We start from the raw sequence: 23082 nt of genomic DNA on the forward strand, positions 1-23082 counted from the left end.
GGAAATTTTTCCAAACGGACAAAAAAGCAACAGCACAACAATATTTAATTCGGCCTTAACTGTTGCGGCAGTGCGACATGATTCCTGGCAATAGTCGCCGGGACACAATCTTGGACGGTGGATGTAGATGAATAACATGCTTGAACACAGCCGGCTGCGCGCGGTCGGCACGCTGGGACAACAAATCTGGCTCGACAACCTGAGCCGCAACCTGCTCGCCTCCGGCCAGCTGGCGCAGCTGATCGCCGCCGACGGCATCCAGGGCCTGACGTCCAACCCCGCCATCTTCCACCACGCCATCCGGCACGACGCCGCCTACCAGGCCGCCCTGCCGCAGCTGCGCACCTCGCTGGCCACGCCGGAGGCGCGCTTCGAGGCGCTGGTGCTGCCCGACGTGCAGCGCGCCTGCGACCTGTTCGCGCCGCTGTACCGCGAGTCCGACGGCCGCGCCGGCTTCGTCAGCTTCGAAGTGTCGCCGCGCCTGAGCCACGACATCGGCGGCACCATCGCCGCCGCCAAGCGCCTGTGGGCCGCCATCGACCGGCCCAACGCCATGATCAAGATCCCGGCCACGCCGGCCGGCATCGCCGCGCTGGAGGAAGTGATCTACGCCGGCATCAACGTCAACATGACGCTGATCTTCACCGCCAGCCAGATCCAGGCCGTGCGCGCCGCCCACCGCCGCGGCCTGGCGCGCCGCCTGCAGGACACCTCCTCGGTGCAGCGCATCGCCAGCGTGGCCAGCGTCTTCATCAGCCGGATCGACGTCGCGGTCGACGCCCTGCTGGACAACTCGGCCGACGAGACTGCGGTCGCCCTGCGCGGCCGCGCTGCCATGGCTGCCGCCCGCATCGCCTACCACGACTGGAAGAACGACGGCGGCTTCGCCGTGTTCGCCGCCTTCGGCGCCACGCCGCAATGGCTGCTGTGGGCCAGCACCGGCACCAAGGACCCGCAGCAGCGCGACGTGCGCTACGTCGAGGGCCTGATCGGCCCGCACACCATCAACACCGTGCCCGACGCCACGCTGGCCGCCTTCCGCGACCACGGCGAGGCGGCGGCCACGCTGCTCGACACCGACATCGACGCCGACCGCGCCGTGATGGCGCAACTGGCACGCCACGGCATCGATCTGGAAACGGTGGGCCAGCAGTTGCTGTCGGCCGGCCTGCTGCAATTTGAACAAGCTTTTGACCAACTGCTGGCGCTGACGGCGTAAAACGGCGGCCATCTCCGAGGCAAACCTCTAAAAATCAGGGATTTGCCGCGATAAAGCGGCCTCGAATTACATGTTTCGTCCAATAAAAATATACAATATCGATCTTCCAGGAGCCTATTCATGAAACTTTCACAACTTAGTTTGACGGTTGCAGCACTGTTCATCGCTGCCAGCGCGTCCGCGGCTGACCCAAAGCTGGGCATCGTGTATGACGCAGGCGGCAAGTTCGACAAGTCGTTCAACCAGTCCGCTTTTGAAGGCGCCTCGCGCTTCAAGAAGGAAACCAACATCAATTTCATCGAGGTGCAAGCCTCCAGCGACACCCAGGCGGAGCAAGTGCTGCGCGGCCTGGCCCGCAAGAACCTGGACATGATCGCCTCGATCGGCTTCGCCCAGCAGGCGGCCGTGCAGAAGGTCGCCAAGGAATTCCCGAAAGTGCGCTTCGTGCTGATCGACGGCGTGGCGCAAGGCGCCAACATCAACTCGATCACCTTCAAGGAAGAAGAAGGCTCGTACCTGGCCGGCGTGGCTGCGGCCATGGCGTCGAAATCGAAAAAGCTGGGCTTCATCGGCGGCGTCGACATCCCGCTGATCCGCACCTTCGCCTGCGGCTACGCCCAGGGCGCCAAGGCGGTCAACCCGAAGATCGAAATGAACTCCAACATGGTCGGCACCACTTCCGATTCGTGGAACAACCCGGCCAAGGGCGGCGAGCTGGCACGCTCGCAGTTCGACCGTGGCGTGGACGTGGTGTTCGCCGTGGCCGGTGGTTCGGGCCTGGGCACGCTGCAGACGGCCAAGGAAAAAGGCAAGCTGGCGATCGGCGTCGATTCGAACCAGAACGGCCTCTATCCCGGCACCATCCTGACCTCGATGGTCAAGCACGTCGACGTGGCCGTGTATGACGCCTTCATGCAGATGAAGAACGGCACCTGGAAGGCCGGCGTCACCGCCAAGGGCCTGAAGGAAGGCGGCGTCGATTGGGCGCTGGACGAGAACAATCGCAAGCTGATCACGCCGGAAATCGAAAAGCGCGTCATCGGTGCCCGCAAGGACATCATCGACGGCAAAGTCAAAGTCATCGACATCCGTTCGGGCGCAGCCTGCCCGGCCTGACCCATGTTTGAACATTGAGCGCGCCGCCGGGGACACTCCCCGTGCGGCGCGTTTAACATTTTCACTTAACCCCGCACCGAAAACGATCCTATGCAGCCAGCAGTAGAATTTCGCGGCATCTCCAAGCATTTCGGAGCCGTCAAAGCGAACACGGACGTCAGCTTCACCATCGCCAAGGGTTCCATCCATGGCCTGGTGGGCGAAAACGGCGCCGGCAAATCGACCCTGATGAGCATCCTGTACGGATACTACCGCGCCGACGGCGGGGAGATCCTGCTCGATGGCCAGGCGCGCCGCATCCACAACAGCCAGGAAGCCATTGAGCTGGGCATCGGCATGGTGCACCAGCACTTCATGCTGGTCGAGAACATGACCGTGCTCGATAACGTGATGCTGGGCAGCGAGGGCGGTTTCAAGCTCAAGTCCAAGCGCGCCGCCGTCGAGGCGCAGCTGCGCGAGATCTGCACCCGCTACCGCCTGGACGTCGATCCGCTGGCCACCATCCACGACCTGTCCGTGGGCGCGCAGCAGCGCGTGGAGATCCTCAAGCAGATCTACCGCAGCGCCAACATCCTGATCCTTGACGAGCCGACCGCCGTGCTGACCGCGCAGGAGACCGAGTCGCTGTTCGAGATCCTGCGCCTGTTCAAGGAACAGGGAAAGACCATCATCCTGATCACGCACAAGCTGCAGGAGATCCTCGACATCACCGACACCGTCACCGTGATGCGCGGCGGCCGCGTGATCGGCGCCGTGCCGACCGCCGGCACCACCAAGGAAGACCTGGCCAACATGATGGTCGGCCGTCCGATTGAAAACAACCTGCCGCGCGCGCCCTACAATCCAGGCGCGCCGGTACTGCAGGTGGAAAACCTGCAGCTGCAGGACGAACAGCAGGTCAAGCTGCTGGCCGATATCGGCTTCACGCTGCGCGCCGGCGAGATCGTCGCGATTGCCGGCGTATCCGGCAACGGCCAGAGCGAGTTGATGGAGATCCTGTCGGGCATGCGCCTGCCGACCTCCGGCAAGCTGGAGTTCCTCGGCAAGGCGCTGCCCTTCGCCGGCCGCTCGGACGCCGACGGCCTGCCGCGCACCTTCCGCGACCTGGGCATCGCCCACATTCCGGAAGACCGCCTGCGCGACGGCGTGGTGAAGGCCTTCTCGGTCATGCACAACACCATCCTCGGCTACCAGGACAAGCTGAAAAACCGCTGGGGCCTGTTCGACTTCAAGGCCATCGCCGCGCGCTGCGCGGAGCTGATGAAGAACTTCGACGTCCGCCCCAACAACCATGACCTGCGTATCGGCCTGCTCTCCGGCGGCAACCAGCAAAAGGTGGTGATCGCCCGCGAAGTGCTGGCGCAGCCAAAGCTGATGCTGGTCGGCCAGCCGACGCGCGGCGTCGACATCGGCACCATCGAAAGCATCCACAAGCAGCTGCTCGCGCTGCGCGATTCCGGCGTGGCGATTTTGCTGGTGTCCGTGGAGCTGGAAGAAGTGCGCGCTCTGGCTGACCGTATCCTGGTCATGTGCGGCGGCCGCATCACCGGCGAACTGAAAATTGAAGAATTCGACACGACCCGTATCGGCTTGCTGATGGGCGGGATGCACAAATCATGAATAACCACGACCTGCCACGCTGGGCTACCGCGTTTGTAATGCCCGTCCTGAACCTGTTGTCGGCCCTGTTGGTGGCCGCGCTGGTGATCTACCTGCTGGGCGAAAGCCCGGTCGAATCGATGGGCATCCTGATCAACAGCGCCGTCGTCAATCCCGAGGGCTTGAGCTACACGCTGTTCTACGCCTCCACCTTCATCTTCACCGGCCTGGCGGTTTCGATCGCCATGCAGGCCGGCTTGTTCAACATCGGCGCCGAGGGCCAGATGTACTTCGCGGGCCTGGGCCTGACCTTGGCCATGCTAGCCTTCGACAGCTCGCTGCCGATGTGGATACTGATCCCGGCCGGGATGATAGGCGCGGCCTTGTTCGGCGCGCTGTGGGCCTTCCTGCCCGGCTACCTGCAAGCGAAACGCGGCAGCCATGTGGTGGTCACTACCATCATGTTCAACTACATCGCCGGCGCGTTAATGAACACCGTGATCGTCAAATACCTGGTGCCTGCGGGCGAGCAGAATCCGGCCAGCCGCGCCTTCAGCGCCGCCGCCGAAATGCCGCGCCTGAACCAGTGGTTCCCGGTGCTGGGCGAGACGCCGCTCAACATCAGCTTCTTCCTGGCGATCATCGCGCTGGTGATCTACGGCGTGATGGTGTCGCGTTCCTCGTGGGGCTTCAAGCTGCGCGCCACGGGCCTGAACAAGCACGCCGCGCACTACGCGGGCGTCCGCATCAGCAAGATGATCATCACCGTGATGCTGATCTCCGGCGCGCTGGCCGGCCTGGGTTCGGTCAACTCCATCATGGGTTCGACCCACTACCTGTCGCTGAACTTCGTCGGCGGCGCGGGCTTCGTCGGCATCGCGATCGCGCTGATGGGGCGCCAGCATCCGGTGGGGATCTTCCTGTCGGCCGTGCTGTTCGGCGCGCTGATCCAGGGCGGCTTCGACCTGTCGCTGGAAAAGCAGAATATCCCGCCCGAGACCTTCATCTTCATCCAGGGCTTGATCATCCTGTTCTGCGGCGCGATGGAGAACTTCTACGCCCCCGCCATCGCCGCCCTGATCAAACGGAAAAAGTGAGACCGTCATGACTTTTGAAGACCTCCAAATCGGCAGCATCCTGGTATCGACCGTGCGCAATGCGCCGGTGCTGATTTTCGCCGGCATGGCCGGCCTGTTCGCCGAGCGTTCGGGCGTGATCGACATCGGCCTGGAAGGCAAGATTCTGGCGTCGGCCTTCGTGTCGGCGGCCGTGGCCTTCGCCACGCAGAACCCTTGGTACGGCGTCGCCGCCGGCATGCTGGTGTCGGTGCTGCTGGCGACGCTGCAAGCCTACGTCGCGATCACGCAGAAGGGCAACCAGCTGGTGGCCGGCATCGCGATCAACATCGCCATGAGCGGCCTGACCTTCGTGGTCGCGCAGTTCTTCTTCCAGCAGGGCGGACGTACGCCGGACCTGGGCCAGGCGCGCCTGTTCGACGTGGTGCTGCCGGGCAGCGCCGCCGTCGAGGGCATACCGTTCATCGGCTGGCTGTACGCGCATCTGATCGGCGGCCATTCGGTGCTGGTGTACCTGGCGTTCGCGCTGGTGCCGCTGGTGCACTGGGTGCTGTACCACACGCGCTTCGGCCTGCGCCTGCGCGCCTGCGGCGAGAACCCGCATGCGGCCGATGCGGCCGGCGTCAGCGTCGAGCGCCAACGTTATGTGGCGATGCTGATCGCGGGCGTCCTGTGCTCGTTCTCGGGCGCCTATCTGGCGATCGTGCAGAGCGGCTTCTTCCTGCGCGACATGTCGGCCGGCGCCGGCTATCTGGCGCTGACGGCGATGGTGTTCGGTAACTGGCGTCCGGTGTACACCTTCCTCGGCTGCCTGATGTTCGGCTTCTTCGGCGCGGTGCAGATCCAGATCGAAGGCGTGGACCTGCCGCTGGTGGGCCGCCTGCCAGGTTCGCTGATCCAGATGGTGCCGTACGTGGTCACCGTGATCGTGCTGGCCGGCCTGATGGCCAAGTCGGTGGCGCCGAAGGCGCTGGGTACGCCGTTCGTCAAATCGCGCTGATCAACGCAGCGTGCGCAAATAGGACAGCAGGTCGGCGACCTGCTGTTCATCCTTGATCCCCCAAAAACGCATGCTGGTCCCCGGTACCACGTCGTGTGGCGCGCGCAGGAACGCGGCCAGCGTTTTCTCGTCCCACACCAGTCCCGACTTCTTCATCGCGTCCGAGTACTTGTAGTCCCTGGTCGACGCCGCGCGCCGGCCGACGATGGCGTTCAGCTGCGGCCCGAAGCCGCCCTGCGCGTAAGTCCCGACCTGATGACAGGAAGCGCAGCGCTTGAACAGCGCCTCGCCCACCTTGGCATCGCCCGCCGCAGAAGCCTGGCCGGTGGTCAGAAGTAGCGCTAAAAAATATGCTCTCATGTGGCGATGGTAGCGCTTTTCAGGAACAGCGTGGGAGGCACGCCGAACAAGCCTGCCAGTTTTTCCGCCAACGCCACATCGATCTTGCGCTGCCCGGCAAGCACCGCATCCAGCTCGCCCTGATCCAGTATCCCGCGAAAATCGTCCGCAGTCCGCTCGCCCTGTTCGATTAGAAAAGCCAGCATTTCATGAGGCTCCGACGTGCCGAGTGAATAGTGGATTTTTTCATAGTCGCTAACCATGCTCGCGAGAAGTCCGAGCAGACTACCTAGCGGATGTTGACCATCCTCGCCAACCAAGTCCCAGATTCTCGCCAACAAGGCTCTGGCATGCTGGTAATCAGCCTCGCTATCAAGCGGACGCAAGTGCGCAATATTGTCGAAGGCATGCCATGTGTCCTGTAAAGCGGTCATGTCAACGTCATGCTGGCCATCGGTCAATGTGTTCATCGTTTGACCTTTCCTTGAAGGTACTGTTTGCACCATTTGTCATATTCCGGATGGGTGAGTATCCAAAGAACGTGCACGCTGTTTTCCGCAAAATTGATCATCGTAACGATTCGATACTGGTTGCCACCAATATTGAAAATCGTAAACGGCGACACATAATCAGCGCTACGGAAGAACTGACGCAAATGACTGTAGTTCGAAAAGGCGGTGCTACGCATTACCTCTTCCCAATGCTTGAGCGCCGCCCGCGCCGATGGATGGCGCTTGCAAAACTCAAGGAATTTTTGATCGGCGAAAAGGTGCATACGCCACTGTATGACTGTAGTCCATTTGCCGATTGAGCGCACACAAAGAGTGTGGCCGGGGCCGCGGATTTTTGCGGCCCAGCTCGGCTCAGGACGCGGGTAGCAGGTGCAGCGCGGCGTATTGCAGCAGCATGATGGTCTTGCCGTCGGCGATGCGGCCGTCGGCCATCATCTGCATCGCCTGCTCCATCGTCAGCTCCAGCACTTCGATGTCCTCGCCCTCCTCCTCGATGCCGCCGCCGCTGCCGATGCGCGACGCCGGCTCGTACTCGGCCACGAAGAAGTACAGCCGCTCCGTCACCGAGCCGGGACTCATGAAGGCTTCGAACACCTTGCGCACCTCGCCCACGCGGTAGCCGGTTTCCTCCTCCACCTCGGCCTTGATGCGCTCCTCCGGACTGGCACGGTCCAGCAGTCCGGCCGCCGCTTCGATCAGGAAGCCGTCATGGCCGTTGCCGTAGGTCGGAAAGCGGAACTGCCGCACCAGCACCACCGTGCGCCGCTCGCAGTTGTACAGCAGGATGGTGGCGCCGTGGCCACGGTCGTAGGTCTCGCGCGTCTGACGCTGCCAGCTGCCGTCGTTGCGGCGGTAGTCGAAGGTGGTCTTTTGCAGCAGGAACCAATCGTCGGACAGGGTTTCCACTTTGTGGATGCGGATGCGGTCTTCGGGCATGTCGATCTCCTTGATCAAGGTTGCGTTTTTTTACGATATCATGCAATATCGTGCAACATCAAGAAAATTCATGCATATGCTGACACGCCAACGCAAGGAACTGCTGATCGCCCGCCTGAAACAGGACGGCCAGATCGTCGCCAAATCCCTCAGCGAGGAGCTGGGACTATCGGAGGACACCATCCGCCGCGACCTGCGCGAGCTGGCGGCGGAAGGCCTGCTGCAACGGGTGCACGGCGGCGCGCTGCCGCTCGACCTGCCCGCCTCGCCGGCGATGGGCAATTTCACCCAGCGCCAGCAGCTCTCCAGCGACGCCAAGCCCGCCATCGCGCGCGCTGCGGCGGCCATGATCGCGCCGGGACAAGTGGTGTTCATCGACGGCGGCACCACCGCCGTCCAGCTGGCGCGCGCGCTGCCGCCTACTCTGCGCTGCACCGTCGTCACGCACAGCCCGAGCATCGCGGTGGAGCTGGCCGAACATCCGCTGATCGAAGTGATCCTGATCGGCGGCCGCCTGTTCAAGCACTCCATCGTGGCGATGGGACCGTCCGCGCTGGAAGCGATCGCGCAGATCCGCGCCGACATCTTCTTCATGGGCGTATGCAGCCTGCATCCGCTGCAGGGCATCAGCACCGGCGACTACGACGAGGCGGGCATCAAGCGCGCCATCGCGGCGGCATCGGTCAAGACGGTGGTGCTGGCGTCGCCGGAAAAACTCGATACCGCGTCGCCGTTCCAGATCGCGCCGCTGGAGCGCATCGGCGCGATCGTGGTCAATGCCGGCGTGCCTGCCGCGCTGCTGACGCCCTACCGGGAACTGGGCATCGAGGTAGTGCTGGCGCCTTGATGCGGCCAGTACGCCGAAAAATTTGGTGCAGCGCCGCCCGTCGTGGCACACTAGCCTTTTCAAAGAGTACAAGCAGTATGAAGCGGACCATAGGCTATGAATTGCGGGGAGCGTGGCGCGTGTTGCTGCTGGCGTCCTGCATGATTGCGGCCTCGTGCCAGGCAGCGACCCACCTCACCTACCCGCTCACCAGCGAGGGCATCGACAGCCGCTACGACTACGATTGGGCGGTGCTGAACGCCGCGCTGGAAAAAACCACAGCGCGCTACGGCGTATTTGAACAGCACCAGTCCGACGTGGCGATGTCGCCGCCGCGCATCGTGCAGGAAATGACGTCGCCGTCGGGGCGCATCAACATCTTCGTGCGCGCCACCTCGCCCGAACTGGAGCGCCAGTTCCTGCCGGTGCGGCTGCCGGTCGACCGCGGCCTGCTGGGCTACCGCCTGCTACTGATACGCGGCGCCGACCAGCAGCGCTTCTCCAAGGTCAAGACCGTCGCCGACTTGCGCCATCTGCGCGCAGGCCTGGGCCTGGGCTGGGCCGATGTTCCCGTCTTTGAAAAAGCCGGCGTGAAGGTGGTGGAAGGCAGCAGCTACGAAGGCCTGTTCGCCATGCTGGAAGCCGACCGCTTCGATTTCTATTCGCGTTCGGCCGACGAGGCGCTGCGCGAATTCCAGGAACGCCACGAGGCCCACCCGCAGATGGCGGTGGAACAAACGCTGTTGCTGCATTATCCGCTGCCGCGCTACTTCTTCGTACGGCGCGACGCCGAAGGCAAACTGCTGGCCAGGCGCATCGAGACCGGCATGGAAATGATGATCAAGGACGGCACGCTGAACACGCTGTTCCAACGCTACAAGGGCGACTTGATCAAGAGTACGGAGATGCACAAGCGCCGTGTCATCCACCTCGCCAATCCAAACCTGACGCCACAGACGCCGCTGGCACGCGGCGAACTGTGGTTCAATCCCCTCACCGGCAAATAAAGCGCCTTACTGCCAGATCGCCTTGAGCACGGCGGCCAGGTTGTAGCCGCCCTGGATCAGCTGCGCCTTGGCGGCGGCCGAACTTGGGACCGGATAATCGTCCGGCACCGTCAGCGACCAGACGTTGAATACTTCGCCGTTCTTGCCGGTCTGCTGGCCTATGGCGCCGGCCGTCACGCCGGTATGCGCCAGCTTGGCCACGGCCAGCGATTGATCGGCCCAGGCGTAAGGCCAGGCGATCGGATCGCCGGTGTAGACATCCACCGCCGGCCTGGATGCGATCGCCAACTGCGCAAACTCCTGCGGCGAACGCGCGCCCACGCGGCGGAACACGTAGTTGACCACCGTGGTGTCCCAATACGAATGGAAGGGACGCGTGGTCTGCGGCGCGCGCGGCGGCGTGCCTGGCGCCGCAGCCTGCGCGGCCGGCTTGGCCTCCACCGGTGCGGCAGGTATCAGTTGCGCGCTGATGGCGCTCATCTTGATATCGTCCAGCAGCAGGTCGTTGCCGCCGCGCGCATCGTACATGTGGACCGCGTCGATCTGCGCCTGCTTCTGCGGCACCACGAAGGCGCCGCCCTTGTCGACATAGGCCGCGCCTACGTGCAGCGGCTGCACCACGTCGCCCGCCAGGTGCGTGAGGATCAGCAGCGCCTGGCGCGGCGTGAAGTTGTGCGGGTTGTTGATCTTGTCGCCCCGGCCCTGCAAGGTGGCGATGCACTGCTTGAGCGTCTGCACGATATCGTCGTCGGCGGTGCCGGCATCGTGGTCGTGGTAGCGCGCGTTCTGGAACGGCACGTCGGTGTAGTGATAGATGCTGTGCTGCGGGTTGGCGGCGACGTAGGCCGTCATCTCTTCGCTCAGCGGGCCGCAATACGTGCCCTTGACGCAGTCTGCCCAAGTGGAGATTTTTTCCAGGCTCTCGCCAGGCAGCAGCAAAGCCTTCACACGCTGCTCGGCATTGCTGCCCTGGATCAGCTGGTCGGCGATGGCGCCGACGGCACGGTGGCCGTCATTGCCCCATGCGTGGGCGTTGAACGAGACGAAGGCGCCGCTCAGCGCCATGGTTAAAACGAGCTTCTTCATTCCGGGCTGCCTTTGGCGGGTTTGGCGTACTTTTTATTGATGTCCAGCGGCTGCGCATACGGCGAGCTCCAGGTCTGCTCGTGCAACGCGGCCAGGCGCTGCGCCATTTTCTCGTTGCGCATCACCACCTCCAGATTGCGCGACAGGTCCATGTAGCCGCCGCTCCAGTTGCTGGTGCCTACCCACGCCACCTGGTTGTCGATCACCATGGTCTTGCTGTGGATGACGCGCGCGAACGGAATGAAGCCGCTGCTGGCCACCGGCAGCGTGACCACGCGGATCTCCACGTTGGGCAGCACGGCCAGGCTTTTCAGATAGACCAGCGGCAGTTCCTCCAGGTTCCAGTTCGAGACCATCAGCTTGATCTTCACGCCGCGGTTGGCGGCGGCGCGCACCGCGTTGTCGATGACGGCGTAGTAAGGCCGCGTGCCTTTCGGGCCGTAGCTCAGCGGCGCATAGTCCAGCAGTTGCACGCGCACTTCGGTCTTGGCTTCCGCCAGCAGCGCCGGCAGGCCCGCTTCGGAATCGCCGACGCCGGCCGGATTGAACTGGTTGGGACTGGACAGCAGGAAGGTGCTCTGATGGATATCCGGCGTGCTCGCCTTGACGTTCAGCGCCGGCGCCACCTGGCCCTGTGCGGTGATCGCCTGCGCGCGCCAGTCCTGGTTAAACACCGCCTGCACCTGGCCGACGATCTTCGCATCGGTGATGCGCAGGCCCGTCTCGTGGATATGCTCGAACGAGCGCCAGTCGAAGTTCTGGCTGCCGATATAGGCGGCCGCGCCGTCGACCACCATGTACTTGGCGTGCAGGATGCCGTTGCCGGTCAACTTGTTGAAATCGATGATGCGCAGTTCCAGGTTAGGTATCGCCTTGAGCTGCTCGATGGTGCCCTTGTCCGACAGGCCGACGCCCTTCTGGTCCAGCAGGAAGCGGATCTTGACGCCACGCTTGCCCGCCGCCGCCAGATGCTCCACCACTTTGTTGAAGACGCTGCCCTCATGGCCCACCACGTAGAACTGGCCGATCGCGATCTCGCTTTTGGCGCCGTCGAACAATTCGCTCCACACGGTGGCCGGGTCGCGCAGGTCTGTGCTGTGCAGCGGGGTTTCCACCGGCGCGGTCTGCACCAGTTCAAAGCCGGGGATCGAAAACTCGGCGCGCGCAGGCAGGGCCGACGCCAGCAGCGCTGGCAGCAAAACGGAAAGTAAAACGCGACGCATGGTGACTCCTAAGGTTGTTGCAGGCGCTTGATGCGGCCCTGGGTTTCGCTGCGGCCGGCCGGCTTGCCGTACTGTTCGCGCTGCGTCAGATAATCGGTCAGGGCGTCGATGTCGCGGATGTTGGTCATCGCGCGGTTGCTGCCCTGCGTGAAGGCTGGGAAGGCGTCGCCGCCTTCGGCCAGGAAGTTGTTGACCACCACGCGGTAGACGGTGCCGTTCTCGATCGGCACGCCGTTCAGCGTCAAGCTGTCGGCCACCACTTTGCTGCCTTCGCCGCGCCTTGGGTCCCAGCTGTATTTGAAGCCGTCCGACACTTGCAGCAGACCGCGCGTGATATCGCGGCCGCCGCTCCATTGCTGCTCCAGCAGCTCGCGGATCTGCGCGCCGCGCAGGTTCATCACCACCAGAGAATTCGTGTACGGCAGCGCCGCCAGCAGCTGGCCGACGTTGACGCGGTTGCCGGCGCTGGTGTCGAGGTCATGCCGCAACGAGCCGTTGTTGACGAAGGCGATCTGCGCGCCGTATGGGCGGCCCGCCGCCAGCGTGGCGTCGGTGACCAGGTCGCCCAGCGCAGATTCGCCGTCGTCCTGCTTTTCGCGCGGCACGCTCGGCACGGCCAGCGCCGCCACCGGACGCGCCAGCGCGGCGGCGCTGCGGTCGCGGACTTTTTTCATGTACGCGTCCAGCGCCGGATCGGCGGGCCACGTACCGGGGATCATCACCTCCTGTTTGGCGCTGACGTCGCGCAGCGTGTTGGCGGCGGTATCGACGGTGAGCGTGATGCGCGACATGACATGGCCGCCCATGTCCGACTGCGTGACCAGGCGCCCGTCCACGCGGCACAGGTAGCCGCGGTGCGAGTGGCCGCTGATCACCAGCCGGATCGCCGGATCGAGGCGCTTGACCACGTCGACTATCGGGCCGCCCAGATGGCTGCATTCCTGCTGGTCGAATTTGTCGGTGGTGCGGCCGCCCTGGTGGATCAGCACCACGAACACGCCCACGCCCTGCTTGCGCAGTTCAGGCAATTGGCGGTTGATGGCGTCCGCCTCGTCGACGAAATCCAGGCCGGCGATGCCGGAGGCCGGCGCCTTCTCGGTGGCCTCGCGCAGCACCGCGCCGATGAAGCCGATCTTGACGCCGTGCGCCTGTTCGATCTTGTAGGCCGGCAGCAGCGGCTTCTTGGTCACCATGTCGATGACGTTGGCGGCCAGGTACTGGAACTTGGCGCCGCTGTAGGGGTTCTCGAATTTGCAGGCCTTGTCGGCGCGCGGTGACTTGCAGCCGCCTTTTTGCTGGCGCAGCAGCTCCACCCGGCCAGCGTCGAATTCATGGTTGCCGACCGAGCTGGCGCGCAGGCCCAGCAGGTCCATCGCGCCTATGGTCGGCTCGTCGGCCCACATCGAGGAGATCGCGGGACTGGCGCCGATCAAGTCGCCGGCGCCCACCAGCAGCAGCTCGGGATCGGCCTTGCGCCACGCTTGCAGCGCCGCGCCCAGCGTGTCGATGCCGCCGGCGACGACGGTGCGTTCGCCGGAGGCGTAGGCGCTGTCGAGCACATATTTGCTCGCTTCGAGATTGCCGTGGAAATCGTTCAGCGTGACCAGTTCGACTTGCGCCACGCCGGGCGGCAGCGCCGGCTTGAACCACGCGCAGGAAGACAGGAACAGCGCCACGCCGCACGTCAGCGCGGGCCGCAGCGCGCGCGCCGGCAGGGAAAACTTGATCATCAAAGGTCACTCCGAATTCGGCGGCCGCCCTGATGGCGGCGGCCATATGCGAACGTCGCGCGCGGCGCTCGCATATGGCCGGATCAACAACAACCCGGCCCGAAAACGACGACAGGCCCGAAGGCCTGTCCGATTCCGATCATTGCGAATCCGGTGGAGGCCTTGCGGGCAGCCACCGGATACGAAACAATTAGAAGTCTACACGCAGCGTAGCCGACATCATACGCGGTGCGCCCAGGTAGTAGAACACATTGCCCGGTTTGATGGCGCCGTAAGCCAGGGCGTTGGATGCCAGGCCGGTAGGATTGCGGAACTGACGGTTGGTCAGGTTCGACACGTTCAGGCTCAGCTTAGGAGTCTTGAACGCGCCCCAGCTTGGGAACTGGTAAGCAGCGTCCAGGCCCACCAGGGTGTAGCCTGGGACTTCTTCGTCGTTCATCAGCGTGGCTTGTTGACGGGCGGTGTATTTGCCGGTCATGCGAACGTACCATGCATCGGTCTCATACGAAGCGCTCAGGCCAGCTTTCCACTTTGGAGCAAGCGGGAATTCCTTGCCGGTGGTCGGCAGGTAAATGATGGACTTGCTCGCATTGTCAAAACCGGCGGCCAGGTTGTTCTGGATTTCGGTTTTCAGATAACCCAGCGAGCCATAAACGGAGAAGCCGTTGATCGGGGTGTTACCCAGTTCAAGCTCGAAACCCTTGTTTTTGACATTGCCGACGTTGGTGTACGTGCTGGTCTGGGTGTTCGGATCGGTTGCATTGGCCTGACGGTTTTTGTAATCGATGTAGAACACGGTAGCCGACGTGGTAATCGCGGAGGTCTGGTGACGGTAGCCGACATCCAGGTTCCACGACGTTTCAGGCTTCACCGCGCTGGCCAGGAAGGCCTGGCCGGCTGGGCTGATTACCACGTTGTTGCCGGTGGTCGCGAACACGAAGTTAGGCGGCGCGCGGAAGTTCTTCGCATAGCTGGCGAAGATCTGGTCGTCGTTGGTGATGCGGTAGCGCACGCCGAACTGCGGCAGGTAAGCTTTGTAGGTCGGGTTCAGCGTATAGGCGGTCGACGAGTTGAAGCCTTCGTTAGGGTAGTTGGTAAAGTCGCGCTTGACGTGCGGGGTGCGTACGCCAACGTTGACCAGTACCTTGTCGCCCAGCGAGATCGTGTCCTGCGCGAAGGCCTGGTACGCGGTGCTGATGGTTTTCCAATCGCGCGATTCGTACGGCGAACCGTCTGGGCGGTTGATCAGGTCATCACGCAACCAAGCGTCGCCTGGATTGCCGTTGGCGTCGATCTTGGTCATCGGGCCGGTCTGACGGTGGTTGGCGCGCTCGTACCAGAAGCCAGCCAGAAGCTGGTGGTCGCCAAGGTTTTCGATCACGGTCGTGGTGATACCTGGGCGCTTGGTGCGGGTGATGCTGCCGCTGTACATCAGCACTTTATCCAGGGTGTCGCCGTCGCCGTTCAGGTCGACGCCGGCATTCAGCTTGCCGGTGGCAGGATTCAGGAAGCCCGATTCGCTGATCAGCTTTTCCTGCACGCCGCCGGTGCCGTAGCCGTACCAGAAGTAAGGCACGACCTTGATGTCGGTGCTGTCGTTCAGACGGAACTTGCCGGTTGCCGATGCAATCACGTTCTCGAACGGATTCAGCGCCAGTTTGTAGTACGAGTCAGCATTCGCTGGCAGGGTGTCGTTGCCGGCCTTGCCTGGGCTTGGCGCCGCGCGGCCGGTGAAGGTCGTCGCGTAGTCGTAGTAGTAGCCGTTCTTTTTCAGGTCAGCCAGGTTGAAGGTGCTGATGTTGTTGTTGATCGCGCGGTTGTACAGAACCGTACCGTGGATATAGTTGAAGCGGTCCCAGTCGTAGTTGAAGCCGACGTCGACGTGGTCACGCAGCGCCTTGCCCAAACCCTTCCATTTTTTGGCCTCGGCATGCGACACGGAGACAAAGACCTTGGCCTTGTCGTTGGCAAATTTACCGGAGTCGAAACGCACATACGATTTCCACATGCTCAGCTGGCCGCCGGTCTGCATGATGCGGAAGCGCTGCTTGTCTTCAGGATCGCAGGTGGTGATGCCGAAGTTACCGCCGGTGGCGCCAACTTGCGGGGAGTCGACGTCGGTCGAACCCTGGGTCACGAAGGTGGTGCAGGTGTTTTCCTGGTCGACGAATTCCTGTGGGAACACGGCGAAGTTACCCGAATCGTTCACTGGAACGCCGTTAATGGTCGCACCGATCTGATCGCTATTGAAGCCGCGCAGGGTCAGGCCGCCGCCGAACAGGCCGGTACCGTCGTAGCTGTAGGTGTTCACAGCAGGCATCAGCGCCAGGGCGTCGTAGGCGTTGCCGGTCGGACGCTGCTTCGCCAGTTCCTCGGCGGTAACGGTCGAGCGTGCTTTTGGCACGTCTTCCTGCACCATCAGGCCCATACCGACTTTACGGCCGGTGATGGTCACGGTTTCGGTGGCTGGCTTGGCGGCAGGGGCGGCGTCGGACTGCGCGTACGCGGCACCCATGCAGACCATCTGGCAGGCCAGAGCGACCAGGCTCAGACGCAGCGTCGGATTGTGTTTAACGGCGGATTGCATTAAGGGAACTCCCAGTTTATGTAAAAAAATTTATTGTGTTCTAAGATGCCTTGGACCGGGCGGGCTTATGACCCGCGGTCACATTCTTGACACAAAGTGCCCATGACATCACAAAATTGTAACCAGTAAATATTTCATCAACATGACAAGAAGTCAGTTGATCAGACCGTCACAGACTTGCCTGACTGACATTTGCATGCAACACCCTCGAAACGCCAACAAAGTTGGCAGTTTGGAAGCATCTCAAACAACTATGCATCAGCAAAAAATGCGTGACAAATACGATTTACTTTAGGGATTTATACGAAAGCGATATAAATGGGGCGCTGAACCGCGCAGGTTTCGCTCTGTAAGCGAGGCGCATCTTTAAGGGGAGCATTATAGTAGACCGCGCGCCACTTGAATAAATTTCATTCAGAAAACGCACTGTCCTGGTGCGGGCAAGCCTGCATATGTCGCAATGTTGCCACACTTCAGTGGAAATATGACAAAGATGACAAGCCGCGCGGAAGGCGGCTTGAGGGGAATTAGACCTGTAACACTAATCCGTCCGTCGCGGCAGCGCAACATTCGGGGCCGGCGGCGCCGCCCCCGAAGCAAACTCAGCGGCGCTTGGCGGCCGGCGCGCCGGCGATGGCGGCCTCGAATTTGGCGAACTTGCCGTCCAATGCCTTCAGTAAGCGTTGTTTATCGGCGTCAGCCAGGAAGGAATAGCGGATGCTGTCGTAGGACAGTTTCTTGATCTCGGCGTAGTCCGGCTTGTAGCGGGCCGCGTACAACACGTATTCGCCGGACAGGTTGTTGCGCGAGACGCCGGCATCGTCGGTCGACAGCACGAACGGCACGCCGTATTTACGGTACAGGGTGACGGGATGGGCCTCGCCCTTCACACCCAGGATGAACTGGTTGCTGGTCAGGTTGACCTCCACCGGGACCTGCTGGTCGCGCATTTTTTTCATGATCGCCAGCGCGTCGGTCTCATGCGCGATGTCGATGCCGTGGCCGATGCGGCTGGCGCCGGCGACGTCGATGGCGTCCTTGATGTGGAAGGTCAGGCCTTCCGGCGGCACCACGCCCAGCGCCAATTCGCCCGCATGCAGCGCCAGTTTCACGCCCGGCTGCCTGGTTTTCAGGAATTTGAACATCCGCATGTGCAGCGCGTAGTCGTGCATCGAGACGTTGACGCTCTCCTGGCCGACAATGTTGACGCCGACGATTTTCGGGTTGGAGGTGGCCAGCTTGAAGCTCGACACCATCTGCGAAAACACCTGCGACGGCGTCAGGAAACGCAGCGCAAACGGCTGGTAGCGCAGCGTGAAGTTGGCGTCGTCGATGCCGGCGCCGGCGGTGTCCACGTTTTTCAGGTAGGAGGCGATCCAGCCCTGGAAGTCGCCATTGGTCTCCAGCTTGGCGGCGTAGGCGGCCAGGTCGGCGTCGGTGATGCCGCCGGCGGCGGCCTTGCGGTCGAAATCGGCGTCCTGCGCCATCGGCGCGATCTCGTAGATGGTTTCGATGTAGCCCAGGTTTTCCTGGATGGCGCGCTGCTTCAGGCGTTGCAGGCCGTCGGCCGCGTTGGTCGAGGAGACCGGGCCAAAGAAGCCGAAGGTGTCGAAGAACTGGCGATCCGGCGGCGATTGCAGCGCGCCGTGGTTGTAGAAGTCCTTGTCCGCCCAGCGCTGCAGCAGGTTGGCCAGCACGGTGTTATTGTTCATCACGTCCTGGCCGGACAGGCAGACGCGGTCGGCCGCAGGCTTGGCCTGTTCGGCGGCGGTATCGGCCTTGTTGGTGTCGATCAGGTAGGTGTTCTTGTTGACGCAGTAGCCTTCCTTGTCCACCCACTCCAGATACTGCTCGGCGTAGATCGCGCCCGAGTAGTGGTGATGCAGGTCGCCGCCCTTGGGCATCATGGTCAGGAACATCGTCAGCTCGGCCGTCTTGGGCTCCGGGCCCGCGACCAGCGCCGCGAACTGGCGCTTGGTGATCTCCTCGTTGCTGGCCGCTTGCGCGCCGTGCGGCAAGGCGCAGAACAGGGCGGCGGCGATGGCGGCGGCCTTCAGGCTGGCGATATTTTTTTGCATGAGTCTTCCAATGTGGTTTAAGTCATTACGCGGGCGTGCACCTGGCGGCCGGCCGAATAGGTGGCCGCCACGGCACGGTCGTCGCCCTGCAGGGCCAGCGCGAACAGCAGTTCTTCCAGGCTCTCGCCGCGCGCGGTACGGCGCTGCAGCAGCGGCGTGGCTTGCGGATCGAGTACGATGAAATCCGCCTCGGCGCCGGCGGCGAAATTGCCGATCGTGCCTTCCAGCTGCATGCTGCGCGCCGCGCCCAGCGTGGCCAGGTAAAACATCCGCAGGGCCGGCAGGTAACTACCCTTCAGTCGCGCTACTTTATAGGCTTCATTCATCGTTTGCAACATCGAGAACGACGTGCCGCCGCCCACATCGGTCGCCAGCGACAGCAGCACGCCTGCCTGGTCGGCGCGCTCGAAGTCGAACAGGCCGCTGCCGAGGAACAGGTTGGAGGTCGGGCAGATGGCGGCGGCCGACTGCGTTTGCGCCATCCGCACGCGGTCCTGTTCATTGAGCCAGATGCAGTGGCCGTACATGGCGCGCGGCCGCAGCATGCCGTAGCTGTCGTAGACGTCGATGTAGCTGCGCGAGTTGGGGAACAGCTCGCGCACCCACGCGCATTCGGCTTCGTTTTCGGAGACGTGGGTCTGGATGTAGGTATCCGGATAGGAGCACGCCAGTTCGCCCGCCAGCTGCAGCTGCGCTTCCGTGGACGTGGGCGCGAAGCGCGGCGTGATCGCATACAGCGCGCGGCCGCGCTTGTGCCAGCGCTGGATCAGCGCCTCGGTGTCGCGGGCGCTGGATTCGGCGGTGTCGCGCAGGAAGTCGGGGCAGTTCCGGTCCATCATCACCTTCCCCGCCACCATGCGCAGGCCGCGCTGTTCGCTGGCCGCGAAGAAGGCGTCCACCGATTGCGGATGCACGGTGCAGTAGACCATGGCGGTGGTGGTGCCGCAGCGTAGCAGCTCGTCGAGGAAGAAGTCGGCCACGCCGGCGGCGTGGGACGGGTCTTCGAACTGGCGCTCGGTCGGGAAGGTGTAGGTCTCCAGCCAGGGCAGCAGCCCTTCCGACGGCGAGGCGATCATGTCGGTCTGCGGATAGTGGACGTGGGTGTCGATGAAGCCGGGCATCAGCAGCTTGCCGCTGTAGTCGTGCAGCTCGGCGCCGGGCGGCAGCGTGGCATGCAGTGTGGCGTAGTCGCCGGCCGCCTGCACTTTTCCGTCGGCGACGATCAGCAGGCCGTCTTCATGCCATGCGTGCGACTGCGCGCTGAACGCAGGATCGGCGACGAAATGCAGCAAGCTGCCGCGGTAGGCTTGCAAGTTGTTAGGCATGGCGATGTCCCGAAGAGGAATGCTGATTCTAGCGCGATGCGGCCAGGCGCACCGGTGCGGCCTGCGTTTCGAGTGCGGCGGTTTGCTGCGCTTCCCACACCGTCAGCAACTGCGCGCAGACGGAGGCGGCGATTGCGGCCGGCAGTTTGTTGGTGATGCCGGCGATGCCGATCGGGCAGACCATGGCGGCGATGCGCTCTTCCGGCAGGCCGCGCGCGGCCATGCGGCGTTCGAATTGCACCCGCTTGGTCTTGGAGCCGATCAGGCCGAACCAACCGACGTCGGGACGGGCAAGGATCGCTTCGCTGAGGCGCTGATCCAGCGCGTGGCTGTGGGTCATCACCAGATAGCTTGCGCCGGCGGGGGCGCTGTCCACCAGGGATTCCGGCGCGGCGGTGGCTTCGACGGTGACGTTGGCCGGTATCGTAGGCGGGAACATGTCCTCGCGTTCGTCGATCCAGGTGACAGTGCAAGGCAGCTCGCCCAGCATGCGGACGATGGCCGCGCCCACGTGGCCGGCACCGAACAGCAGCAAGTGCGCACGCGGAGCCAGGCAGGGATCGGCAAGCCAGCGGCGGCCGGCTGTGTCGCGCAGGATGTGGGTGCCGCGCTGATGGTCGATACTGGGGAATGCGGATTCGCCTGGCGTGCCGGCGACGACCGCGCTTTCGGCATCCAGCAGCAGGGAGACTGGCGCGCCGTCGATGGCGCTGAGGCGCCAGCTGTCCTCGCGCCAGCGTTTGCGCAGACTGGCCATCACCTCGGCCATCGACGCATCGATCAATTCAAACGCAAGATGGACCACGCCGCCGCAGCACTGGCCCAGCGTCGGCCCGAGGGCATAACGCTCAAGTCGCGCCGGCACGCCCTCGCCGGTCCTGGCAGCGTTCTTCAACATGCTGCGGCCGACATCGACCGCGCACATCTCCAGATGGCCGCCGCCGATGGTGTCCACCTGGCCGTCCGCCGTGACCAGCATGCGGGCGCCGGGTTCGCGCGGGCCGGAGCCCTCCACGATCGCCACCGTCACCAGCACCGCCGGTTCCGCCATCACAGTTGTCAGCCACTCGTTCATGCCGATATCCTCAAGCCGACATTTCCACGATGGCCACGGCGCGCAGGATTTCCTCGCTGGTCGCCGGAGCGTTCAGCGGCGGATTCACGCGGTGCCCGCCGACGGCGGAAATCGCATCGCGGATCGCGAAGAACACCGAGAACGGCAGCAGCAACGGCGGCTCGCCCACGGCCTTGGAGCGGTGGATGCTGTCCTCGACGTTGCCGTTGTCGAACAGCCGCACGCGGAAGTCCTCCGGGCAGTCGGACACGCCGGGAATCTTGTACGTCGACGGAGCATGCGTCATCAGCTTGCCGGCCGGGTTCCACCACAGCTGCTCGGTGGTCAGCCAGCCCATGCCCTGTATGAACGCGCCCTCCACCTGCCCCAGGTCGATGGCCGGGTTGAGCGAGCGGCCCGCATCGTACAGCGCGTCCGCGCGCAGCAGCTTCCATTCCCCGGTCAGCGTATCGACCACCACTTCGGAGACCGCCGCGCCGTAGGCGTAGTACGAGAACGGATGGCCGTTCATCGTCTTCGGATCCCAGTGCAGGCCGGGCGTGGCGTAGAAGCCGTCGGACCACAGCTGCACGCGGGCCAGGTAGGCGCGCTGCACCAGCTCCGCGAACGGCACCACATGGCCGTTCACGTGTATGGCGTTGTTGAAGAACTGAACCGGCACGCCATCCTCGTCGCCATACAGCTTGACGGCGAAGGCGGCCAGGCGTTCGCGGATCTGGCGCGCCGCGTCCTGCGCGGCCTTGCCGTTCAAATCCGCGCCGGTGGAGGCGGCCGTGGCCGAGGTGTTGGCGACCTTGCTGGTGTCGGTGGCCGTAGCGCGCACGTGATCCAGGTCGAGGCCCAGTTCATGCGCCACCACCTGCATCACCTTGGTGTTGATGCCCTGCCCCATCTCCGTGCCGCCGTGATTGACCAGCACCGACCCGTCCACATACACATGCACCAGCGCGCCCGCCTGGTTCAGGTGCGTGACGTTGAAGGCGATGCCGAATTTCAGCGGCGTCATCGCCAGACCCTTTTTCAGCACGGGACTGGTGGTGTTGTAGGCCTCGATGGCGGCGCGGCGTGCGCGGTATTCGCTGGTCTGTTCCAGCTCCGCCGTCAACGCTTCGATCACGTTGTCGACAATCTCCTGGCCGTACGGCGTGACGTTGCGTTCGATCTTGCCGTAGAAGTTGAGGCGGCGGATATCCAGCGCGTCGCGCCCCAGGTTGCGGGCGATTTCGTCGACGATGTACTCGATGGCGATCGCGCCCTGCGGGCCGCCGAAGCCGCGGAAGGCGGTATTCGATTGGGTGTTGGTCTTGCCGCAGCCGGCGCGGATATCCACGTCCGACAGGTAGTAGGTGTTATCGAAGTGGCAGACCGCGCGCGTGGCCACAGGGCCGGACAAATCCGCCGAGAAGCCGGCGCGCAAGGTCATGTCGACCTTGGCGGCGAGGATCTTGCCGCTGTCGTCGTAGCCGACTTCGTATTCGTAGAAGAAGCAATGGCGCTTGCCGGTAACGAGCATGTCGTCGTCACGGTCGGCGCGCAGCTTGACCGGGCGGCGCAGCTTGGCCGCCGCGATGCTGGCCGAAGCCGCCCACAGCGCCGATTGCGATTCCTTGCCGCCGAAGCCACCGCCCATGCGGCGGCACTCCACCTGCACCTTATGCGAATGCACGCCCAGCGCGTGCGCCACCACGTGCTGCATCTCGCTCGGGTGCTGCGTCGAGCATTGCACCAGCATGCCGTGGTCTTCCTTCGGAATTGCGTAGGCGATCTGGCCTTCCAGGTAAAACTGCTCCTGGCCGCCAACAAACAACTGGCCCTTGACCACATTGGGCGCCTGCTCGAACGCGGCCTGGAAATCGCCGCGCTTGAGATGCATCGGCGGCAGCACGTAGGACTGCGCGGCCTTGGCTTCCTGCGGCGTGAAGATGGCCGGCAGCTCATCGTAGCCGATCACGGCGCGGCGCGCGGCCCGGCGGGCGTTGTCGTGCGTGTCGGCGATGACGATGAAGATCGGCTGGCCGACATACATCACCTCACCGGCGCTGAGGATAGGATCGTCGTGGATGATCGGGCCGCAGTCGTTGGTGCCGACTATATCCTCGGCGGTGTAGACCGCCACCACGCCGGGCGAACTGCGCACCGGCGACAGGTCCATCGCGTTGATGCGCGCGCGCGCCTTGGACGACAGACCCAGCGCCGCATGCAGCGTGCCTTGCAGCTCAGGGATGTCGTCGGTGTAGGTGGCCTGGCCAAGCACGTGCAGCTCGGCCGATTCGTGCGGACGGGCGACGCCGACCGCCTTCCACGCCTGCGCGGCAAGCAGCGAGGGAGCAACTGGTTGATTCATGATG

Annotated in this window: 19 protein-coding genes; 7 read left to right on the forward strand and 12 right to left on the reverse strand. The window is 63.6% G+C overall.

The features are described 5' to 3' along the window. Window positions 1–127: 127 nt before the first annotated feature. From tal to AC07WS_RS16770, 5 genes are all read left to right on the forward strand, one after another. Window positions 128–1219, forward strand: coding sequence for a transaldolase (gene tal, locus AC07WS_RS16750; RefSeq protein ID WP_494730179.1), 1092 nt, complete (start codon window positions 128–130; stop codon window positions 1217–1219). Window positions 1220–1339: 120 nt separating this feature from the next. Next, window positions 1340–2335 (forward strand): BMP family lipoprotein, encoded by a 996-nt coding sequence (locus AC07WS_RS16755; RefSeq protein ID WP_494730180.1) that lies wholly within the window; start codon window positions 1340–1342, stop codon window positions 2333–2335. A gap of 90 nt (window positions 2336–2425) precedes the next feature. Further along, window positions 2426–3955, forward strand: a complete 1530-nt coding sequence (locus AC07WS_RS16760; RefSeq protein WP_494730181.1) for an ABC transporter ATP-binding protein — start codon at window positions 2426–2428, stop codon at window positions 3953–3955. Continuing rightward, window positions 3952–5031: an ABC transporter permease gene (locus AC07WS_RS16765; RefSeq protein WP_494730182.1), complete on the forward strand. Its 1080-nt coding sequence runs from the start codon at window positions 3952–3954 to the stop codon at window positions 5029–5031. The genes AC07WS_RS16760 and AC07WS_RS16765 overlap by 4 nt, the downstream gene beginning before the upstream one ends. 7 nt (window positions 5032–5038) lie before the next feature. Further along, on the forward strand, window positions 5039–6010 hold the full coding sequence (locus AC07WS_RS16770) for an ABC transporter permease (protein WP_494730183.1): 972 nt from the start codon (window positions 5039–5041) through the stop codon (window positions 6008–6010). On the opposite strand, the gene AC07WS_RS16775 is transcribed toward AC07WS_RS16770, so the two are convergent. The 4 genes from AC07WS_RS16775 to AC07WS_RS16790 form a co-directional block, all read right to left on the reverse strand. Further along, window positions 6011–6370, reverse strand: coding sequence for a c-type cytochrome (locus AC07WS_RS16775; RefSeq protein WP_494730184.1), 360 nt, complete (start codon window positions 6368–6370; stop codon window positions 6011–6013). Then, entirely contained in the window at window positions 6367–6819 is a 453-nt protein-coding gene (locus AC07WS_RS16780) for a helix-turn-helix domain-containing protein (RefSeq protein ID WP_494730185.1), read from the reverse strand. The genes AC07WS_RS16775 and AC07WS_RS16780 overlap by 4 nt, the downstream gene beginning before the upstream one ends. Beyond that, a complete protein-coding gene (locus AC07WS_RS16785; RefSeq protein ID WP_494730186.1) occupies window positions 6816–7124 on the reverse strand; it encodes a type II toxin-antitoxin system HigB family toxin in 309 nt (102 codons plus the stop codon). Before AC07WS_RS16785 ends, AC07WS_RS16780 begins: the two co-directional genes overlap by 4 nt. A gap of 88 nt (window positions 7125–7212) precedes the next feature. Next, complete coding sequence (locus AC07WS_RS16790) at window positions 7213–7797, reverse strand: NUDIX domain-containing protein (protein ID WP_494730187.1); 585 nt, start codon at window positions 7795–7797, stop codon at window positions 7213–7215. 76 nt (window positions 7798–7873) lie between these two features. On the opposite strand from AC07WS_RS16790, the gene AC07WS_RS16795 reads away from it, so the two are divergent. After that, window positions 7874–8644, forward strand: coding sequence for a DeoR/GlpR family DNA-binding transcription regulator (locus AC07WS_RS16795; protein WP_494730338.1), 771 nt, complete (start codon window positions 7874–7876; stop codon window positions 8642–8644). 77 nt (window positions 8645–8721) lie between these two features. After that, a complete protein-coding gene (locus tag AC07WS_RS16800) occupies window positions 8722–9630 on the forward strand; it encodes a hypothetical protein (protein WP_494730188.1) in 909 nt (302 codons plus the stop codon). A gap of 6 nt (window positions 9631–9636) precedes the next feature. Here AC07WS_RS16800 and AC07WS_RS16805 read toward each other — a convergent pair whose 3' ends face one another. From AC07WS_RS16805 to xdhB, 8 genes are all read right to left on the reverse strand, one after another. Next, window positions 9637–10716 (reverse strand): S1/P1 nuclease, encoded by a 1080-nt coding sequence (locus AC07WS_RS16805; RefSeq protein ID WP_494730189.1) that lies wholly within the window; start codon window positions 10714–10716, stop codon window positions 9637–9639. Continuing rightward, a complete protein-coding gene (locus AC07WS_RS16810) occupies window positions 10713–11939 on the reverse strand; it encodes a phospholipase D-like domain-containing protein (RefSeq protein ID WP_494730190.1) in 1227 nt (408 codons plus the stop codon). The genes AC07WS_RS16805 and AC07WS_RS16810 overlap by 4 nt, the downstream gene beginning before the upstream one ends. A gap of 8 nt (window positions 11940–11947) precedes the next feature. Next, entirely contained in the window at window positions 11948–13669 is a 1722-nt protein-coding gene (locus AC07WS_RS16815; protein WP_494730191.1) for a bifunctional metallophosphatase/5'-nucleotidase, read from the reverse strand. A gap of 190 nt (window positions 13670–13859) precedes the next feature. Beyond that, on the reverse strand, window positions 13860–16256 hold the full coding sequence (locus tag AC07WS_RS16820; RefSeq protein ID WP_494730192.1) for a TonB-dependent receptor: 2397 nt from the start codon (window positions 16254–16256) through the stop codon (window positions 13860–13862). A gap of 602 nt (window positions 16257–16858) precedes the next feature. After that, entirely contained in the window at window positions 16859–18334 is a 1476-nt protein-coding gene (locus tag AC07WS_RS16825) for an adenosine deaminase family protein (RefSeq protein ID WP_494730193.1), read from the reverse strand. Window positions 18335–18351: 17 nt separating this feature from the next. Further along, on the reverse strand, window positions 18352–19659 hold the full coding sequence (guaD, locus tag AC07WS_RS16830) for a guanine deaminase (RefSeq protein WP_494730194.1): 1308 nt from the start codon (window positions 19657–19659) through the stop codon (window positions 18352–18354). 28 nt (window positions 19660–19687) lie between these two features. After that, on the reverse strand, window positions 19688–20734 hold the full coding sequence (gene xdhC / locus AC07WS_RS16835; protein ID WP_494730195.1) for a xanthine dehydrogenase accessory protein XdhC: 1047 nt from the start codon (window positions 20732–20734) through the stop codon (window positions 19688–19690). Window positions 20735–20744: 10 nt separating this feature from the next. Beyond that, entirely contained in the window at window positions 20745–23078 is a 2334-nt protein-coding gene (gene xdhB, locus AC07WS_RS16840) for a xanthine dehydrogenase molybdopterin binding subunit (protein ID WP_494730196.1), read from the reverse strand. Between the last annotated feature and the right edge of the window lie 4 nt (window positions 23079–23082).

This window comes from Duganella sp. GW821-FHT01E12 (assembly GCF_059422325.1).

What these genes read in the sequence shown, in the direction of transcription:
- tal (WP_494730179.1), top strand. Translation starts at nt 128, where the DNA reads ATGAATAACATGCTTGAACACAGCCGGCTGCGCGCGGTCGGCACGCTG.
- AC07WS_RS16755 (WP_494730180.1), top strand. Translation starts at nt 1,340, where the DNA reads ATGAAACTTTCACAACTTAGTTTGACGGTTGCAGCACTGTTCATCGCT.
- AC07WS_RS16760 (WP_494730181.1), top strand. Translation starts at nt 2,426, where the DNA reads ATGCAGCCAGCAGTAGAATTTCGCGGCATCTCCAAGCATTTCGGAGCC.
- AC07WS_RS16765 (WP_494730182.1), top strand. Translation starts at nt 3,952, where the DNA reads ATGAATAACCACGACCTGCCACGCTGGGCTACCGCGTTTGTAATGCCC.
- AC07WS_RS16770 (WP_494730183.1), top strand. Translation starts at nt 5,039, where the DNA reads ATGACTTTTGAAGACCTCCAAATCGGCAGCATCCTGGTATCGACCGTG.
- AC07WS_RS16775 (WP_494730184.1), bottom strand. Translation starts at nt 6,370, where the DNA reads ATGAGAGCATATTTTTTAGCGCTACTTCTGACCACCGGCCAGGCTTCT.
- AC07WS_RS16780 (WP_494730185.1), bottom strand. Translation starts at nt 6,819, where the DNA reads ATGAACACATTGACCGATGGCCAGCATGACGTTGACATGACCGCTTTA.
- AC07WS_RS16785 (WP_494730186.1), bottom strand. Translation starts at nt 7,124, where the DNA reads ATGCACCTTTTCGCCGATCAAAAATTCCTTGAGTTTTGCAAGCGCCAT.
- AC07WS_RS16790 (WP_494730187.1), bottom strand. Translation starts at nt 7,797, where the DNA reads ATGCCCGAAGACCGCATCCGCATCCACAAAGTGGAAACCCTGTCCGAC.
- AC07WS_RS16795 (WP_494730338.1), top strand. Translation starts at nt 7,874, where the DNA reads ATGCTGACACGCCAACGCAAGGAACTGCTGATCGCCCGCCTGAAACAG.
- AC07WS_RS16800 (WP_494730188.1), top strand. Translation starts at nt 8,722, where the DNA reads ATGAAGCGGACCATAGGCTATGAATTGCGGGGAGCGTGGCGCGTGTTG.
- AC07WS_RS16805 (WP_494730189.1), bottom strand. Translation starts at nt 10,716, where the DNA reads ATGAAGAAGCTCGTTTTAACCATGGCGCTGAGCGGCGCCTTCGTCTCG.
- AC07WS_RS16810 (WP_494730190.1), bottom strand. Translation starts at nt 11,939, where the DNA reads ATGCGTCGCGTTTTACTTTCCGTTTTGCTGCCAGCGCTGCTGGCGTCG.
- AC07WS_RS16815 (WP_494730191.1), bottom strand. Translation starts at nt 13,669, where the DNA reads ATGATCAAGTTTTCCCTGCCGGCGCGCGCGCTGCGGCCCGCGCTGACG.
- AC07WS_RS16820 (WP_494730192.1), bottom strand. Translation starts at nt 16,256, where the DNA reads ATGCAATCCGCCGTTAAACACAATCCGACGCTGCGTCTGAGCCTGGTC.
- AC07WS_RS16825 (WP_494730193.1), bottom strand. Translation starts at nt 18,334, where the DNA reads ATGCAAAAAAATATCGCCAGCCTGAAGGCCGCCGCCATCGCCGCCGCC.
- guaD (WP_494730194.1), bottom strand. Translation starts at nt 19,659, where the DNA reads ATGCCTAACAACTTGCAAGCCTACCGCGGCAGCTTGCTGCATTTCGTC.
- xdhC (WP_494730195.1), bottom strand. Translation starts at nt 20,734, where the DNA reads ATGAACGAGTGGCTGACAACTGTGATGGCGGAACCGGCGGTGCTGGTG.
- xdhB (WP_494730196.1), bottom strand. Translation starts at nt 23,078, where the DNA reads ATGAATCAACCAGTTGCTCCCTCGCTGCTTGCCGCGCAGGCGTGGAAG.